Origin of the sequence: Pseudomonas sp. RC10-4-2, from assembly GCF_050433085.1 — a bacterium.
Taxonomy (GTDB): Bacteria; Pseudomonadota; Gammaproteobacteria; order Pseudomonadales; family Pseudomonadaceae; genus Pseudomonas; species Pseudomonas aeruginosa.
Genome location: NZ_JBNPXX010000003.1, coordinates 78,407 through 94,027, shown reverse-complemented (window position 1 = coordinate 94,027; position 15,621 = coordinate 78,407). Strand labels below are relative to the sequence as shown.

Annotated in this window: 17 protein-coding genes; 11 read left to right on the top strand and 6 right to left on the bottom strand. The window is 68.6% G+C overall.

What is annotated here, in order from left to right:
* Positions 1-186 precede the first annotated feature (186 nt).
* Genes FHW81_RS16130 through FHW81_RS16095 form a run of 8 tightly spaced genes read left to right on the top strand, consistent with a single transcriptional unit; the run spans position 187 to position 6,371 of the window.
* On the top strand, positions 187-1,398 hold the full coding sequence (locus FHW81_RS16130) for a PepSY-associated TM helix domain-containing protein (RefSeq protein WP_003106912.1): 1,212 nt from the start codon (positions 187-189) through the stop codon (positions 1,396-1,398).
* On the top strand, positions 1,395-1,934 hold the full coding sequence (locus FHW81_RS16125) for a hypothetical protein (protein ID WP_003111932.1): 540 nt from the start codon (positions 1,395-1,397) through the stop codon (positions 1,932-1,934). The genes FHW81_RS16130 and FHW81_RS16125 overlap by 4 nt, the downstream gene beginning before the upstream one ends.
* A complete protein-coding gene (locus tag FHW81_RS16120; protein WP_003089624.1) occupies positions 1,931-2,260 on the top strand; it encodes a hypothetical protein in 330 nt (109 codons plus the stop codon). Before FHW81_RS16125 ends, FHW81_RS16120 begins: the two co-directional genes overlap by 4 nt.
* On the top strand, positions 2,257-2,817 hold the full coding sequence (locus FHW81_RS16115) for a DUF6162 family protein (protein ID WP_003116924.1): 561 nt from the start codon (positions 2,257-2,259) through the stop codon (positions 2,815-2,817). Before FHW81_RS16120 ends, FHW81_RS16115 begins: the two co-directional genes overlap by 4 nt.
* Positions 2,818-2,849: 32 nt before the next feature.
* The gene (locus FHW81_RS16110; RefSeq protein ID WP_003113055.1) at positions 2,850-3,803 is read left to right on the top strand and encodes a metal ABC transporter substrate-binding protein; all 954 of its coding nucleotides are present in this window, start codon (positions 2,850-2,852) and stop codon (positions 3,801-3,803) included.
* Complete coding sequence (locus FHW81_RS16105; protein ID WP_003106905.1) at positions 3,800-4,555, top strand: metal ABC transporter ATP-binding protein; 756 nt, start codon at positions 3,800-3,802, stop codon at positions 4,553-4,555. The genes FHW81_RS16110 and FHW81_RS16105 overlap by 4 nt, the downstream gene beginning before the upstream one ends.
* The gene (locus FHW81_RS16100; RefSeq protein ID WP_003106903.1) at positions 4,552-5,457 is read left to right on the top strand and encodes a metal ABC transporter permease; all 906 of its coding nucleotides are present in this window, start codon (positions 4,552-4,554) and stop codon (positions 5,455-5,457) included. The genes FHW81_RS16105 and FHW81_RS16100 overlap by 4 nt, the downstream gene beginning before the upstream one ends.
* Positions 5,454-6,371, top strand: a complete 918-nt coding sequence (locus FHW81_RS16095; protein WP_003111290.1) for a metal ABC transporter solute-binding protein, Zn/Mn family — start codon at positions 5,454-5,456, stop codon at positions 6,369-6,371. Before FHW81_RS16100 ends, FHW81_RS16095 begins: the two co-directional genes overlap by 4 nt.
* Positions 6,372-6,470: 99 nt before the next feature.
* Here FHW81_RS16095 and FHW81_RS16090 read toward each other — a convergent pair whose 3' ends face one another.
* From FHW81_RS16090 to FHW81_RS16070, 5 genes are all read right to left on the bottom strand, one after another.
* Positions 6,471-7,235 carry a thioesterase II family protein gene (locus tag FHW81_RS16090; RefSeq protein WP_003105945.1) on the bottom strand — a complete coding sequence of 255 codons (765 nt, stop codon included), beginning with the start codon at positions 7,233-7,235 and terminating at the stop codon, positions 6,471-6,473.
* The gene (locus FHW81_RS16085) at positions 7,236-7,454 is read right to left on the bottom strand and encodes an MbtH family protein (RefSeq protein WP_003089636.1); all 219 of its coding nucleotides are present in this window, start codon (positions 7,452-7,454) and stop codon (positions 7,236-7,238) included.
* Between the two features lie 77 nt (positions 7,455-7,531).
* Complete coding sequence (locus tag FHW81_RS16080) at positions 7,532-8,941, bottom strand: aspartate aminotransferase family protein (protein WP_003089638.1); 1,410 nt, start codon at positions 8,939-8,941, stop codon at positions 7,532-7,534.
* Positions 8,942-9,119: 178 nt separating this feature from the next.
* Positions 9,120-10,439 carry a PQQ-dependent sugar dehydrogenase gene (locus tag FHW81_RS16075; RefSeq protein ID WP_003451062.1) on the bottom strand — a complete coding sequence of 440 codons (1,320 nt, stop codon included), beginning with the start codon at positions 10,437-10,439 and terminating at the stop codon, positions 9,120-9,122.
* Positions 10,432-10,857 carry a hypothetical protein gene (locus FHW81_RS16070; RefSeq protein ID WP_009876491.1) on the bottom strand — a complete coding sequence of 142 codons (426 nt, stop codon included), beginning with the start codon at positions 10,855-10,857 and terminating at the stop codon, positions 10,432-10,434. Before FHW81_RS16070 ends, FHW81_RS16075 begins: the two co-directional genes overlap by 8 nt.
* Before the next feature lie 358 nt (positions 10,858-11,215).
* On the opposite strand from FHW81_RS16070, the gene treA reads away from it, so the two are divergent.
* Positions 11,216-12,859, top strand: coding sequence for an alpha,alpha-trehalase TreA (gene treA / locus FHW81_RS16065; protein ID WP_014602887.1), 1,644 nt, complete (start codon positions 11,216-11,218; stop codon positions 12,857-12,859).
* A 3-nt stretch (positions 12,860-12,862) separates the two neighbouring features.
* On the opposite strand, the gene FHW81_RS16060 is transcribed toward treA, so the two are convergent.
* Positions 12,863-13,801: a LysR substrate-binding domain-containing protein gene (locus tag FHW81_RS16060; protein WP_003105956.1), complete on the bottom strand. Its 939-nt coding sequence runs from the start codon at positions 13,799-13,801 to the stop codon at positions 12,863-12,865.
* Between the two features lie 100 nt (positions 13,802-13,901).
* Here FHW81_RS16060 and FHW81_RS16055 point away from each other — a divergent pair, with 100 nt between their 5' ends.
* Together FHW81_RS16055 and FHW81_RS16050 are read left to right on the top strand one after the other, a co-directional pair.
* Positions 13,902-14,762 carry a pirin family protein gene (locus FHW81_RS16055; RefSeq protein WP_003089646.1) on the top strand — a complete coding sequence of 287 codons (861 nt, stop codon included), beginning with the start codon at positions 13,902-13,904 and terminating at the stop codon, positions 14,760-14,762.
* Positions 14,763-14,859: 97 nt separating this feature from the next.
* Positions 14,860-15,540 (top strand): hydrolase, encoded by a 681-nt coding sequence (locus FHW81_RS16050; protein ID WP_106120649.1) that lies wholly within the window; start codon positions 14,860-14,862, stop codon positions 15,538-15,540.
* Positions 15,541-15,621: the final 81 nt, after the last annotated feature.

Here is a 15,621-nt window from a genome sequence, read left to right as displayed (position 1 = left end):
ATCAGGCGCTTACGGAAGCCCTCGGACAAGCCGCCGGCGCCAGGCTGAAAGCAACTGCGAAACATTTGCTTTCATCTTCCCCTTCAGGTTCTACCGGCCTCATTCGTCCTATATGGATGAACGGGGCGCATCCAGTCCCCGCAACCCATGGTCGGTGCCCACGACCCCTAACCTACCGTTAGCCTCATGTCGAAAAAGTCCCGCTCCAGACTCTGGTTCCTCGTCCACAGCTGGCTGGCCCTGCCCATCTGGTTCTTCGTCCTGATCGTCTGCGTCACCGGCACCCTGGCGGTGGTCAGCCAGGAGATCGTCTGGCTGGCCAACCCGGACGTCCGGGCCAGCAAGCCCTACGAAGATGCCGAGCCGCTCAGCTTCAGCCAGGTCCTGAAGGCGATCAACGAAGCCCAACCGGACCTCCTGGTCGAATCCATCCAGCGCCCCGACGAAGAGCATTTCGCCCTTACTGCCGAGGTCAGCTATCCCGGCGGCAGCGAGGCGACCCTGTACATCAACCCCTACACCGGCGCCATCCAGGGCGAAAGCCCCTCCTTCGACTTTCGTCAGTTCACCCGTGCCCTGCACGGATGGTGGCTGGTTCCGTTCAACAACGGCTACAGCTGGGGCTGGTACATGGTCTCGCTGCTCGGCCTCCCCATGCTGGCATCGCTCATCACCGGGCTGGTGGTCTATAAACGATTCTGGAAGGGCTTTCTCAAACCCAGATTACGCATCAACCAGGGCGCCCGGATCTTCTGGGGCGACTTCCATCGCCTGAGCGGCATCTGGTCGATCTGGTTCATCGCCCTGATTTCCATCACCGGCACCTGGTTCCTGATCCAGGCCATCCTTGCCGACAACCACGTCACCCTGACCAACGACGGCATCCCTCCGGTCATCGCACGCGCCGACGTGCCCCGCGCCGCACCCGGTCAGAAGGTTCCATACATCGAGCTGGACGAGGCGGTGCGGCTCGTCACCGGGCGCATCCCCAGCCTGGAGGCCAGCGCGGTGTTCCTGCCCGGCAACGCCTACAGCCCGATGTTCGTGGCCGGACGCGGCTGGTATCCGCTCATGTTCCAGTCGGCCGCGCTGAACCCTTATACGGGCAAGATCGAAACCACCCGCCTGCTCAGCGACCGTACCCCCCTGCAGTTCGTCACCGAATCCATGCGCCCCCTGCACACCGGCGATTTCGGCGGTATCTGGGTCAAGCTGATCTGGTTCGTCTTCGGCCTGCTGCTGAGCATGATGGTGCTCAGCGGCCTGCTGATCTGGAGCAAGCGCACCGCACAGGCCACCGCCGCGCTGGTCAAGCGCGGCAAGCGCCCGGCGCGCCAGCCGAAACCGGCCAAGCCGGCGCCGGTAATGGCCAACCAGACCGCGGAGGGACAGCCATGAGCAAGGCCGCCGTCGCCCAGCCCGTTTCGCCGCTGCGCCAGTTCTGGCTGCGCTGGCGTTTCCACCTGAACGTTCTGCTGATCCTGATCCCGCTCGGCTTCATGCCACGTTATTTCGCCGACATGGCGTTGTTCTCTGGCAGCAGCGGACTGGGTGAACGCGAGATCGGCGAAGTCCAGGTAGGCCCCTGGAGTCTCAAGCTCGCCGAATGGCGTATCGAACCGCCGCACGACGAAGGCCCCGCCGGCTTCATGAAGGACTTCAATGCCGCCCTCTGCCAGGCCTGCATTCCCCAGGTCAAGGCGACCTACCTGCGCATCGGCAAGCCGCGCAGCCTGCGTGCCGCCGGGGTGATCTTCTTCGGCAGCCCCTACCGCATGGGCACCAGCGTGCCGATCCCGCCGCGCACCCGGCCCGACGCCGAGCTGTGGATCACCATGGAAGGTTGGGACGGCTCCATGCACCAGGCTTCCATTCCCCTGGCCGAGGCATCCCCCGCCACCGTGGCCTGGCTGAACAAACGAGGTAAGCAATGAGCATCCACACCCGCCCCTGGCGCCTGCCCCTGGCCGCCCTGTTGCTCGGCCTGAGCGGCGCGGCCCTGGCGCACAACCCGATCTGCGAATGCGAGGAAGTGCAGGCCGGCGAGATCCGCTGCAAGGGCGGCTTCTCCGACGGCAGCGGCGCCCCCGGCGTAACCCTCGACGTGATCGGCTACGACGAGCAGATCCTGGTTCCCGGCAAGCTCGGCGCCGACTCGACCCTGACCTTCAAGCGTCCCGACGGCGAGTTCTACGTGCTGTTCGACGCCGGCCCCGGCCACGTGGTGGAAATCGACCACGCCGACATCGCCGCGCCATGAGCGTCGAAACCGTCCGCCCGGCCGGCGCCGGCCACGAGACCCTCTACGTACTGCTCGGCAGTGTGCTGATCCTGGCCCTCGCCGCCACGGTGGTCGGGCTGCGCCAGCAGTCCCATGAAGCGCAAGCCCTGGACGCCCACCAGGTGGACGCCCGGCTCGACCTGAATGCCGCCGAACAGGGCATCTACGCCGACCTGCAGGTCGCCGCCGAAGACATCCAGGCGCGCCTGGACGACGGCGAAGCCGCGCCCTCCGTCGACGAACTGGCCGCCGAGGGCTTCCCGCCCTTCGTCGCCGACGTCGCCGCGAGCAGTCGCGGCGAGCACCGCTGGAGCCGCGGCGAAACCGCCGGGCGTCCGAGCTACCTGGGCGTCAGCGGCAAGCCCGGGGTGGCCGGCTCGTTCCTCCTGCTGCTCGGCCCCGCCGAAGTCTGGCTGAAGCCCGCCGCGGCCGCTGCCGGCACCGTACCGGGCGACGCCCGCGCCCTGGCCGATGCCGGCTGGCGCCAGGTGGTCAGCCGCTTCGACGCCGGCGTGACCCGTCAGCACCGCCATTGATCGCACATCGACTCCACAGAAGGCGTTTTTCCATGCTGTTCTCCCGTCGCTCATCCCGTCCGCGCGGCCTCGCCGCCCTCCTCCCGGGCCGTGCCCTGCTGGCCGCCCTGCTGCTGGCCCTGCTCGCCCCGCTGGCCCAGGCCGAAGACGGCAAGCGCCTGCGCATCGGCATCACCCTGCACCCCTACTACAGCTACGTGAGCAACATCGTCGGCGACAAGGCCGAGGTGGTGCCGCTGATCCCCGCCGGTTTCAACCCGCATGCCTACGAGCCGCGCGCCGAGGACATCAAACGCATCGGCACGCTCGACGTGGTGGTGCTCAACGGCGTCGGCCACGACGATTTCGCCGAGCGCATGATCGCCTCCAGCGAAAAGCCCGGCATCCCGGTGATCGAGGCCAACGCCAAGGTGCCGCTGCTGGCCGCCACCGGCATGGCCGCGCGCGGCGCCGGCAAGGTGGTCAACCCGCATACCTTCCTGTCCATCAGCGCCTCGATCACCCAGGTCAACACCATCGCCCGCGAACTGGGCAAGCTCGACCCGGCCAACGCCAAGGCCTACACCCGCAACGCCCGGGCCTACGCCAAGCGCCTGCGGGCCCTGCGCGCCGACGCCCTGGCGCGGCTGAACAAGGCCCCGGCCGCCGACTTCCGCGTCGCCACCATCCACGGCGCCTACGACTACCTGCTGCGCGAATTCGGCCTGGAAGTCACCGCCGTGGTCGAGCCGGCCCACGGCATCGAGCCGAGTCCGAGCCAGTTGAAGAAGACCATCGACCAGCTCAAGGCGCTGGACGTGAAGGTGATCTTCTCCGAGATCGACTTCCCCTCCACCTACGTCGAGACCATCCAGCGCGAGTCCGGGGTGAAGCTCTATTCGCTGTCGCACATTTCCTATGGCGACTACAGCGCCGGCAAGTACGAGGAAGAAATGGCGCGCAACCTCGACACCGTGGTCCGCGCCATCCAGGAGTCCGGCGCATGACCGTAGCCGAACGGCTTTGCGCCACGCCTTGCGGGCCGGCCATCGAGTTCGCCGGGATCGACCTGAGCCTCGGCGGCAGCCGCATCCTCGATGGCGTGCGCCTGCGCGTCGAGGCCGGCAGCGTGCACGCGCTGGTCGGACCGAACGGCGGCGGCAAGAGTTCGCTGGTCAAGACCCTGCTCGGGCAGATGCCGCATCGCGGCGAGCTGCGCCTGGAGTGGCCCGGCGCGCCCGGCTGCATCGGCTACGTGCCGCAGGCGCTGGAGTTCGACCGCGGCCTGCCGCTCACCGTCGACGATTTCATGGCCGCCATGTGCCAGCGCCGTCCGGCCTTCCTCGGCCTGTCGCGCAGCCGGCGCCCGGCGATCGACGCGGCCCTGGAACGGGTCGGCATGCTGGCCAAGCGCGGTCGGCGCATGGGCGCCCTCTCCGGCGGCGAGCGCCAGCGCGTGCTGCTGGCCCAGGGCCTGGTACCGCCGCCGCAACTGCTGGTGCTGGACGAACCGATGTCGGCCCTCGACGAGGGCGGCATCCAGGTCTTCGAGCGGCTGCTGCTGGACTGGCGCCAGGCCGGCGTCACCGTGCTCTGGATCGAGCACGACCTGGAGGCCGTCGGCCGCCTCGCCGACCGGGTCAGCGGTCTCAACCGCCACCTGCTGTTCGACGGTCCGGCGGCCAGCAGCCTGACCCCGGAACGCCTGCTCACGCTGTTCTCCACCCAGCCCCGGAAGAACGCGGAGGCCAGTCGATGAACGACGCCTACGAACAACTGCGCCAGGCCGTCCAGGCCTGGGCCGCCGCCGGCTACCTGCCGGAGACCCTGGCCTACGGCTTCGTCGTCAACGCGCTCCTCGCCGGCCTGCTGATCGGCCCGGTGCTCGGCGGCCTCGGCACCCTGGTGGTGGTCAAGCGCTTCGCCTTCTTCTCCGAGGCGGTCGGCCACGCCGCGCTCACCGGCGTGGCCATCGGCATCCTTCTCGGCGAGCCCTACACCGGGCCCTACGGCAGCCTGTTCGGCTACTGCCTGCTGTTCGGCGTCCTGCTCAACTACCTGCGCAACCGCACCGGCCTGGCCCCGGACACCCTGATCGGGGTGTTCCTCTCGGTGTCCCTGGCGCTCGGCGCCAGCCTGTTGCTGGTGCTGGCGGGCAAGATCAACGTGCATATCCTCGAGAACGTGCTGTTCGGCTCGGTGCTGACCGTGAACGGCCATGACCTCGCGGTGCTGGCGGCGGTCGCCGTGCTGGTGCCGTGCCTGGCCCTGCCGCTGTACAACCGCATCATGCTGGCCAGCTTCAACCCGCAACTGGCGGCGGTGCGCGGGGTCGCGGTGAAGAGCCTGGACTACCTGTTCGTGGCCCTGGTGACCCTGGTCACCGTCGCCGCGGTGAAAGTGATCGGCGCGATCCTGGTCGGTGCCCTGCTGGTGATCCCGGCGGCGGCGGCGCGCCTGGTCAGCCAGTCGCTGAAAGGGTTCTTCTGGCTGGCGGTGCTGATCGCCACCGTCAGCACGCTGGCCGGTATCCTGTTGCCGATCATGTTCGACCTGCCGATTCCCTCCGGCGCCGCGATCATCCTGGTCGCCGGCCTGGCCTTCGGCCTCGCCGCCATCGCTCGCGGCTGCCTGCCGCACCTGAAAGGAACCCCCGGATGAACCTGAAACCCCATTGCCTCGCCCTGGCCCTGGCTTGCGCCGGACTCGCCGGCCCGCTCCCGGCCCTCGCCGCGACGCCGGCCGCGGCTCAGTCCGCGCAAGTCACGGTACTGGCCAGCCTGCCGGTCACCCACGCCCTCGCCGAACGCCTGCTGCGGGACACCGAGGTCAAGCTGCAACGGGTCGCCCCGGCCAACCTGCCGGCCAGCCGCCAGGCCTCGTTCTTCGCCGGGCGCGGCGCCGGCGGCCTGGCCAAAGCCGCCGGGCAGGCCGACGCGGTGATCGACCTGCGCTCGATCTGGAGCGACGACCCGCTCTACCCGCTGGCCCGCCGTAGCAATATCCGTATCGTCGAGATCGACGCCGCGCGTCCGGTGGACGGCGCCCTGCCCGGCATCGCCCTGCGCCCCGGCAGCGACCTGCATGCCTACCCCTGGCTCAACCCGACCAACCTGGGGCGCATGGCCGATGTCCTTGCCAGCGACCTGGAACGCCTGGCGCCCGGCGCCGCAGCGACCATCCAGGCCAACCTGGCGACGCTGAAGAAGCAATTGCTGGAAGCGACCGCCAGCAACGAGACTCGCCTGGCGAAGGCCGACAACCTCAGCGTGATCAGCCTCTCCGAACGCCTCGGCTACCTGCTCGCCGGGCTCAACCTGGACCCGCTGGACGTGGAGATCCAGGCCGACGACGGCTGGACCGAGACCAATATCCAGGCTTTCGCCGAGGAGCTGAAGAGCGAGGACATCGCCCTGGTCCTGCACCATCGCCAGCCACCCAAGCCCCTCGCCGATGCCATCGCCGCCAGCGGCGCACGCCTAGTAGTGGTGGACACCGAGGCGGCGGACCCGGTGGCCGGCCTGGAAAGCGACATGAAAGCGATAGTCGAAGGGCTGCTGGCCGGTAAAGGCTGAGCCGCGCCTCGTAACGAAAAAGGCCGGGGAGCGCTGCTCACCGGCCTTTTTTTCGTCGACATCGGACCCGCCGCAGGGCCTATGGCGCCCTCGCGGGCATCAGCAGATCGCCGCCGACTCCACCGCCAACGCCGCGGCGCCCTGCCCCGCGCGCCAGGCCTCGACCTGGCGCTCGACGACCGCCAGCACCTCGGCCTCGCGCTGATGGATGAAGAAGTGCCCGCCGTCGAACAGCTCCAGTTCGAAACCGCTGCGGGTTTCCTCGGCCCAAGCCAGCAACTGTTCCTCGCTGGCCTTGTCCTCCCTGCCGCCAAGCGTTCGGATCGGACAGGCCAGCGGCGGGCGCCGCTGGTGACGATAGCTGCCGCAGAGCAGGAAATCGGCGCGCAGGATCGGCAGGGTCAGGCTCATCAGCTCGCGGTTGCCCAGCACCTCTTCCGGCGTACCTTGCAGGTCGCGCAGATCGGCGATCAGCTCGGCGTCGCTCTTCGGTTCGGCGAAACCGCGGTCATACTCGGCGCGTCGCGACGGCGCCGCGGTGCCGCAGGCGAAGAACCCCAGCGGTGTCGGGCAACCCAGCTCGCGCAAGGCATACAGCACCTCGCAGGCGAGCAAGGCGCCGAGGCTGTGCCCGAGCATCGCGTAGGGGCCCTGGCGGACCTCGTCGTGCAGCTCGCGCGCCAGTTGCTGCGCCAGGCTCGCCAGGTCGGTCTGCAACGGCTCGGCCATCCGCGCCCCGCGCCCCGGCAACTCCACCGGACGCACCGCCAGCCAGGCCGGCAGCTTGCGCCGCCAGCGGCTGTAGGTCATGGCGCTGGCGCCGGAATACGGCAGGCAGAACAGCCGTACGGGCGTACCGCCCACTCAGCCGGCCGCCTTGTCCATGTGCTGGCGCAGGCTCAGCGGGCGCATGTCGGTCCAGACTTCCTCGATGTAGGCCAGGCAGTCCTTCTTCAGGCCGCTCTTGCCGGCCGCCCGCCAGCCCTGGGGAATCTCCTTGTATTCCGGCCAGATGGAATACTGCTCCTCATGGTTGACCACTACCTGGAACTGGATGTCGTCACGGTCGAACACTGAAGTCATTGCTTGCTCCTGATGGGATCGAACGGCCGCGCGCAGCACGGCCCTTGCGTTGGATAACGAAAAGCCCGGCGGGAAAATTAGCCGGCCAGCGCCGCGCCGAGGGCGCGGGCGAAACGCCGGGCCACCTCGTCGATCTGTTCGGCGCCGATGATCAGCGGCGGCAGGAAGCGCACCACGCTGCCGTGGCGGCCGCCCAGTTCGAGGATCAGGCCGCGCCTCAGGCACTCGCGCTGGACCCGCGAGGCCAGGGCGCCGTCGGTCGGCGGATGACCGAGGGCATCCGCCTCGCCCTGCGGGTCGACGATCTCGACCCCGAGCATCAGCCCCCGACCGCGGATATCGCCCAGTTGCGGATAGTCGCGCTGGAGGATGCGCAGGTGCTCGGCCAGGCGCTCGCCCATGGCCGCCGCGTGGGCCGCCAGGTCGTGTTCCTTCAGGTAGCGCATCACCGCCGAACCGGCGGCCATGGCCATCTGGTTGCCACGGAAGGTGCCGGCGTGGGCGCCGGGCTGCCATTTGTCCAGCCATTCGCGGTAGACCACCACCGCCAGCGGCAGGCTGCCGCCGATGGCCTTGGACAGCACCACCACGTCGGGGACGATGCCGGCGTGCTCGAAGGCGAACATCCTGCCGGTACGGGCGAAGCCGCTCTGGATCTCGTCGACGATCAGCGCCACCCCGGCCTGCTCGGTGATCCGCCGCAAGCCGCGCAGCCAGTCGAGATCGGCCGGGACCACGCCGCCCTCGCCCTGGACCACCTCGACGATCACCGCCGCCGGCAACTGCACGCCGCCTTCCGGATCGTTCAGCAGGTTCTCCAGGTAGTGCAGGTTCGCCTTGACCCCCGCCTCGCCGCCGAGACCGAACGGGCAACGGTAATCGTAGGGATACGGCAGGAACTGCACGCCCGTGCTGAGCACCGCGCCCAGCGGCTTCTTCGGTCCGAGATTGCCCATCAGCCCCAGCGCGCCCTGGCTCATGCCGTGGTAGCCGCCCTGGAACGACAGGATGGTGCTGCGCCCGGTGGCGGTGCGTACCAGTTTCAGCGCGGCTTCCACCGCGTCGGTGCCGGTCGGGCCGCAGAACTGGATCTTCGCCTCGGCGGCCAGCGCCGGCGGCAGCAGGCCGAACAGGTCCTGGACGAACTGGTCCTTCACCGGGGTGGTCAGGTCGAGGGTGTGCAGCGGCAGCTCGTCGGCCAGAACCTGGCGGATCGCCTCGATCACCACCGGATGGTTGTGCCCCAGCGCCAGGGTGCCGGCGCCGGCCAGGCAATCGATGAAGGTACGCCCCTCGACGTCCTCCACCAGCAGCCCCCTGGCCTTCTTCAGCGCCAGCGGAATCCGCCGCGGATAGCTGCGCGCGTTGGACTCCTGGCGGCTTTGCCGTTCCAGCAAGGGCGACTGGGAGAACTCGTAGAGCGTTTCGCCCTCCGCCGGGGTGGCGCGGAGCGGCTGGTCTTCGATGACGCTGGTGGCGACGTGCATGTCTTCAACCCTCAAGGCGTGGTGGTGTTCCACTGGCAACCGGCGATCCGGCCGCCAGGGGCGGCATTCGCGGATCGGATGCACAGGAGACGCAGGAGGGACGCACGGATTTACTGCGCCGGACCGCAGCACCGAGCCCGGACCGCCAGCTCCGGCCCGGACACCGTCGAGCAGGCCGCTAGTCGGCGCCCGCGGCGCTCACCCGCCAGATCGCATTGCCGACGTCGTCGGCGATCAGCAACGCGCCGTCGGCCGCCTGCGCCAACCCCACCGGCGCGCCGAACAACTGCTTCTCGTCCGCGGAGACGAACCCGGTCACCACCGGCTGCGGCGCACCGGCGGGCTTGCCGTCGGCGAACGGCACATGGACCACCTGGAAGCCGCTGACCGGCGAGCGGTTCCAACTGCCGTGCTCGCTGACGAAGGCGCCGTTGCGATAGCGCTCGGGCAACTCGTCGCCGGTGTAGAAGAACAGGCCCAGCGCGGCCACGTGGGAACCCAGCGCGTAGTCGGGGACGATGGCCTTCGCCACCAGGTCGGGACGCTGCGGCTTCACCCGCGAATCCAGGTGCTGGCCGAAGTAGCTGTAGGGCCAGCCGTAGAAGCCGCCCTCCCGTACCGAGGTCAGGTAATCCGGGACCAGGTCGTTGCCGATCTCGTCGCGCTCGTTGACGATGGTCCACAGCTTGCCGGAGACCGGTTCCCACTGCAGGCCGGTCGGGTTGCGCAGGCCGGAGGCGTAGATGCGGCTGCCGCGGCTGGCGACGTCCACCTCGAGAATCGCCGCGCGACGGTATTCGATCGCCGCGCCGTTCTCGGTGATGTTGCTGTTCGAACCGACGCCCACGTAGAGCTTGCGCCCGTCGGGACTGGCGAGCAGCGCCTTGGTCCAGTGGTGGTTGATGGTGTCCGGCAGGTCGGTGAACTCCATCCCCGGGTCGGCGACCCGGGTTTCACCCGGCACGTAGCGGTAGCGCATGATATTCCCGGTATTGGCGACATACAGGTAATCCCCCACCCGCTGCACGCCGAACGGCGAGTCCAGCCCTTCCAGGAACACGTACTTCTGCCACTGGCCTCCGGCGCCGGCTCGGCGCAGCAGGGTGATGCGGTTGCCGCCCTTGCCGGCCTTGCCGGACTTCCCCTTGACCATCCCCGCGATGAGTTGCTTCGGCGTGGTCACCGGCGCGGTGCCGGGCGAGTTGGCCTCCACCACCAGCACATCGCCGTTGGGCAAGACCAGCAACTGGCGAGGGTGTTGCAAGCCATCGGCGATCTTCTCGATCTTCAGGCCCTGGGCCACCGTCGGCTTGGCCTCTCCCGACCAGCCCACGCCTTCCGGTACCTTCATCGGCGGCAGAAGGAAGTGCTTCGGTTCCGGAAGCGCCGGATTGGCGCCGGTCTGCTGCTGCGGATCGTTCTGCGACCCCTGGTTGCAGCCGGCCAGGACCAGGCCGAGGGCAAGCGCGACGGGGCGCAGCGAGTGGAGGCTAGCCATGCGCCACCTCCTCCGCGGATACCGCCAGGAGCGCCTCTCCCAGCGCCAGCAGCAGCACGGTCGCGATCGACAGCCATAGCCCGGCCGGCATCACCGCATAGGCGTCGCGGCTGTGCACGAAGGCATTGAAGATGGCCAGGACGATGCCGGCGAACTTCAGCAAGGAGGAAACCCTGGCCGCCGCGACGACTGCCGCGCGCCGCAGCAGCCATACGCGGCACAGGTCGACGACGCAGGGCAGGATGGCGAACAGCAGGCCGAGACTGATCAGCCAGGCCGCGCTCTTGCCCCACATCACCTCCGCCGTGGCGAAATAGATGGCATCGAAGACCAGGGCGGCGACGAAGAAACCGAAGGGAACCGGGTTGAGGACGTTGTAGAAGGCGTCCAGGGGTCTGAAGCGTGGTGCGGTGGCCATTGCGAAACACTCCTCTCGGGAAACGCAGGCTTCCCGACGTGAAGGGACGGGCAGGAGATTCGAACCGCCGAGGCCCTGCGCAAGGCGTGGGCAGCGGGGAACGGCACGGCGAAACGGCGACTGGGGGGCTCGCGCCCCTTCTGCGACGGACCTGCGCGAAGCGCTGGAGTTCATCTGCAAGGACCTGTCGGAAGCGATAGGTACGCTGGCGATCCTTCCGATGGAACTTCGTGCGCCGCGACTCACCGAAACAGGGGTAGCGACCTTCCCGGCCCTCCCGCCGGGTTGCCGCGCCGCCCCAGGCGCACCCCGCCGGCGACCGATCCGCGCCCGGCGTTTGCCGAAGAGGAGACAGCCGATGCCTGATCGAACCGCTCTGCCCCGCGCCATGCTCGCAGCCTGGGTCCTGCTCCTGCTGGCGGCCTGCAGCCAGGGCCCGGCGCCTACCCCGCCCGCGTCCTCGTCCTGGGGTTGGCAGGACGCCAGCGGCGAACGCGCGATCGCCCCCGACGAAGCCTATCCCGAGCTGTTCCAGGCGGTGCAGGAAAGCCGGCTGTTCAGCGACCAGAAGCACTTCGTCGATGCGCTCCCGCTGCGCGAGCCTGCACGGATCCGCGCCGACTACCTGCGCGAGAGGGAGCGGCCCGGCTTCGACCTGCGCGCCTTCGTCGGCCGCAACTTCGAGGAGTCCGGCAGCGTCGAGACCGCCCCGCCGGAAGCGGGTGCCGATCTCGCCAGCCACATCAGCGACCTGTGGCCGGCGTTGACCCGCCACTACGAGCAGGTGCCGGCCCACAGCAGCCTGCTGCCGCTGCCGAAACCCTACGTGGTCCCCGGCGGACGCTTCCGCGAGGTGTACTACTGGGACTCCTACTTCACCATGCTCGGCCTTGCGGAGAGCGGGCAGCACCAGCGGGTGCGCGACATGCTCGACAACTTCGCCTACCTGATCGATACCTACGGGCACATTCCCAACGGTAACCGCAGCTACTACCTGAGCCGTTCGCAGCCGCCGTTCTTCGCCTACATGGTGGACCTCCAGGCAAGACGCGAAGGCGACGCCGCCTACCGGCGCTACCTGCCGCAGCTACAGAAGGAATACGCCTACTGGATGGAAGGCTCCGCCGGGCTGCGCCCCAACGAGGCGCGCCTGCACGTGGTGAAACTGGCCGACGGAAGCCTGCTGAACCGCTACTGGGACAACCGTGACACACCGCGCCAGGAGTCCTTCCTGGAGGACCGGGCGACCGCCGCGCGCGCCCCGCAGCGCCCCGCGGGCGAGGTCTATCGCGACCTGCGGGCCGGCGCGGAAAGCGGCTGGGACTTCTCCTCCCGCTGGCTGGACGACGGCCGCGAACTGGCCAGCATCCGCACCACCGCCATCGTCCCGGTGGACCTCAACGCCCTGCTCTACCATCTCGAACGAACCATCGCCAAGGCCTGCGCCAGCAGCGCGCTGAAGGCCTGCGAGCAAGGCTACGGCGCCCGCGCGGAGAAGCGACGACAGGCCATCGAAGATCACCTCTGGCACCCGGCGGGCTACTACGCCGACTACGACTGGCAACGCCGGCGGCCCATCGAGCGGATCAACGCCGCCAGCCTCTTCCCGCTATTCACCGGGCTGGCCTCCGCCGAACGCGCCGGTCGTACCGCCGACAGCGTCGCCGCCCAACTGCTGCGCCCGGGCGGACTGGCCACCACCACCCGTGCCAGCGGCCAGCAATGGGACGAGCCGAACGGCTGGGCACCCTTGCAGTGGGTCGCCGTACAGGGCCTGCGCGCCTACGGCCGGGACGCCCTGGCGGAAGACATCGGCCGGCGATTCCTCGCCCAGGTGCAGCAGGTCTACGACCGCGAAGGAAAGCTGGTGGAGAAATACGACATCAGCGGCAACCAGGGCGGCGGCGGCGGTGGCGAGTACCCGCTGCAGGACGGCTTCGGCTGGTCCAACGGCGTGACCCTGCAACTGCTCCGACTCTACGGCCCGGGCGCCGGTCGCTGAGCCTCAGCCCGGCGCCGGGTACTGGCGCTGCGCGGCGTCGGCGAAGCCTGCGGCGAGAAAGTCGATCAGCGCGCGGACCGAAGGCAACAGCCCGCGCCGCGAGGGGAACATTGCCACCACCATGCCTTCCACCGGCGTCCACTCCGGCAGCACCCGCACCAGCCGGCGCTCGGCCAGGTCGCGACTGACCACGCAGAGCGGCAGGCCGCCGATCCCGACGCCCTCCAGCACCGCCTGGCGCAAGGTGCCGAGGTCGTCGCTGAGCAGTTGCGGGCGCAGGTTGAGGGCCGCGCTGCTGCCATCCGCGCCGACCAGCCGCAGGCTGCCGTCCAGGCGCGAACGCTCCCAGCCGACGTAGGGCATCGCCGACAGGTCGGCCGGCAGCTCCGGCGGGCGGTAGCGGGCCAGCAGCTCCGGGCTGGCCACCAGCACCTGCGGGCTGCGTGCCAGCACCTTCATCACCAGGTCGCTGTCCTCCAGCGGCGGGAAACGCAGCGACAGCGAGATGTCGTAGCCTTCGGCGATCACGTCGACCCGGCGATTGAAGGTCTTCACATACAGCTCGACGTTCGGATACTGCGCCATGAAGCGCGCCAGCATCGGCGCCAGTTCGAAGTGCAGCAGCGGCGTCGAGCAGGTCAGGCGGACCATTCCGCACGGCTCCGAGCGGTTCTGTTCGATGACGTCCTCGGCAGCCTCCGCTTCCACCGTCATCGCCACGCAATGACGGTAGTAGGCCTGGCCGATCTCGGTCACCTGGAATTGCCGCGTCGAGCGCTGCACCAGGCGTACGCCCAGGCGCGCCTCGAGCTGCGCGACCTTGCGGCTGATGGTCGACTTGGGAATCCCCAGCACCCGCCCGGCGGGGGCGAAGCCACCGTGCTCGACCACCTTGGCATAGATGAAAAGCGCGTTCAGATCGAACACCAGCTCACCACTCATCGTTCCACCTGCGAGACTCTGAGACTTGATTTAAGGACTACCGGTTCCCACTCCCGGGAACTAGCGTATCGCTCCATCGACTCAATCGAGGAGCACCGACGTGAAAAAGGTCCTGGGAATCTACGGCAACGCCAACCGCCACTGGGTGGGCGACGGATTCCCCGTTCGTTCGCTCTTTTCCTACAACACACTGGGCCAGCATATCAGCCCGTTCCTCTTGCTGGACTACGCCGGGCCTGCTGATTTCCCCCCCGCACAGCAGCGCCGCGGCGTAGGCCAGCATCCTCATCGCGGCTTCGAGACGGTGACCATCGTCTACCAGGGCGAGGTCGAGCACCACGACTCCACCGGCGCCGGCGGACGCATAGGGCCGGGGGATGTGCAGTGGATGACGGCGGCCTCCGGGATCCTCCACGAGGAGTACCACTCGGAACGCTTCCGTAGCACAGGTGGAACGCTGGAAATGGTCCAGCTATGGGTCAACCTGCCCTCCAGCGACAAGATGAACCCGCCGCGCTACCAGACCCTGCTGGATGCCGACATTCCCCGCGTCGGCCTGCCCGACAGGGCCGGCGAACTGCGGGTGATCGCCGGACGCTACGGCCGCCACCAGGGGCCGGCGCTGACCCACTCGCCGCTGGCGGTCTGGGACGTGCAGCTGAAGGCCGGCAAGCACCTCGCCCTCGACCTGCCCAAGGGACATACCTGCGCCGTGGTGGTCCTGCGCGGCACCCTCGCGGTCGGCGACGAGATCGTTCGCGAAGCCCAGGTCGCCCTGCTCGACCGCGACGACCCGCGGCTGGAACTGGAAGCCAACAACGACGTGCAGTTGCTGGTGCTCAGCGGCGAGCCGCTGGACGAGCCGATCATCGGCTATGGCCCCTTCGTGATGAGCAGCCGCGAGGAAATCGACCAGGCCATCGAGGACTTCGAGAACGGGCGCTTCATCCGCGCCCACTGAAGTCCGCCCCCCTACGACATGGCCCGCGCAGGAAGCGCGGGCCCGGCCGGGCTTTGCCCGAAATTCACGGACGACCACCCTGCAAGAGGAAATGGAAATGAGCGCTCCCGCCAACTTCAACGGCCAGACCCCGAAGATCGATCCGGCCAACGCCGCCATGTTGCTGATCGACCACCAGAGCGGCCTGTTCCAGACGGTCAAGGACATGCCGATGACCGAACTGCGCGCCAACGCCACCACCCTGGCCAAGGTCGCCACCCTGGCGAAGATCCCGGTGATCACCACCGCCTCGGTACCGCAGGGCCCCAACGGCCCGCTGATCCCGGAGATCCACGAGGCCGCGCCGCACGCCCAGTACGTCGCGCGCAAGGGTGAGATCAATGCCTGGGACAACCCGGAATTCGTCGCCGCGGTGAAGGCCACCGGCAAGAAGCAACTGATCATCGCCGGCACCATCACCAGCGTGTGCATGGCCTTCCCCAGCATCGCCGCGGTACACGACGGCTATCAGGTGTTCGCGGTGATCGACGCCTCCGGCACCTACTCCAAGATGGCCCAGGAAATCACCCTGGCACGGGTGGTCCAGGCCGGCGTGGTGCCGATGGACACCGCCGCGGTCTGCTCGGAAATCCAGCGCACCTGGAACCGCGACGACGCTATGCAGTTCGCCGAGGCCTACAGCGCGGTCTTCCCGCACTACCAACTGCTGATCGAGAGCTACGCCAAGGCCCAGGCCGTGGTCACCAACCACGAGCAACTGGACTCGCAGCGCAAGTGATCCATGGGAAGGAAGGGGCTGCACGCCCCTTCTTTTGCCGAGCAGGAGCCTGGTGGACAGCAACGACTACGGACCGGACCC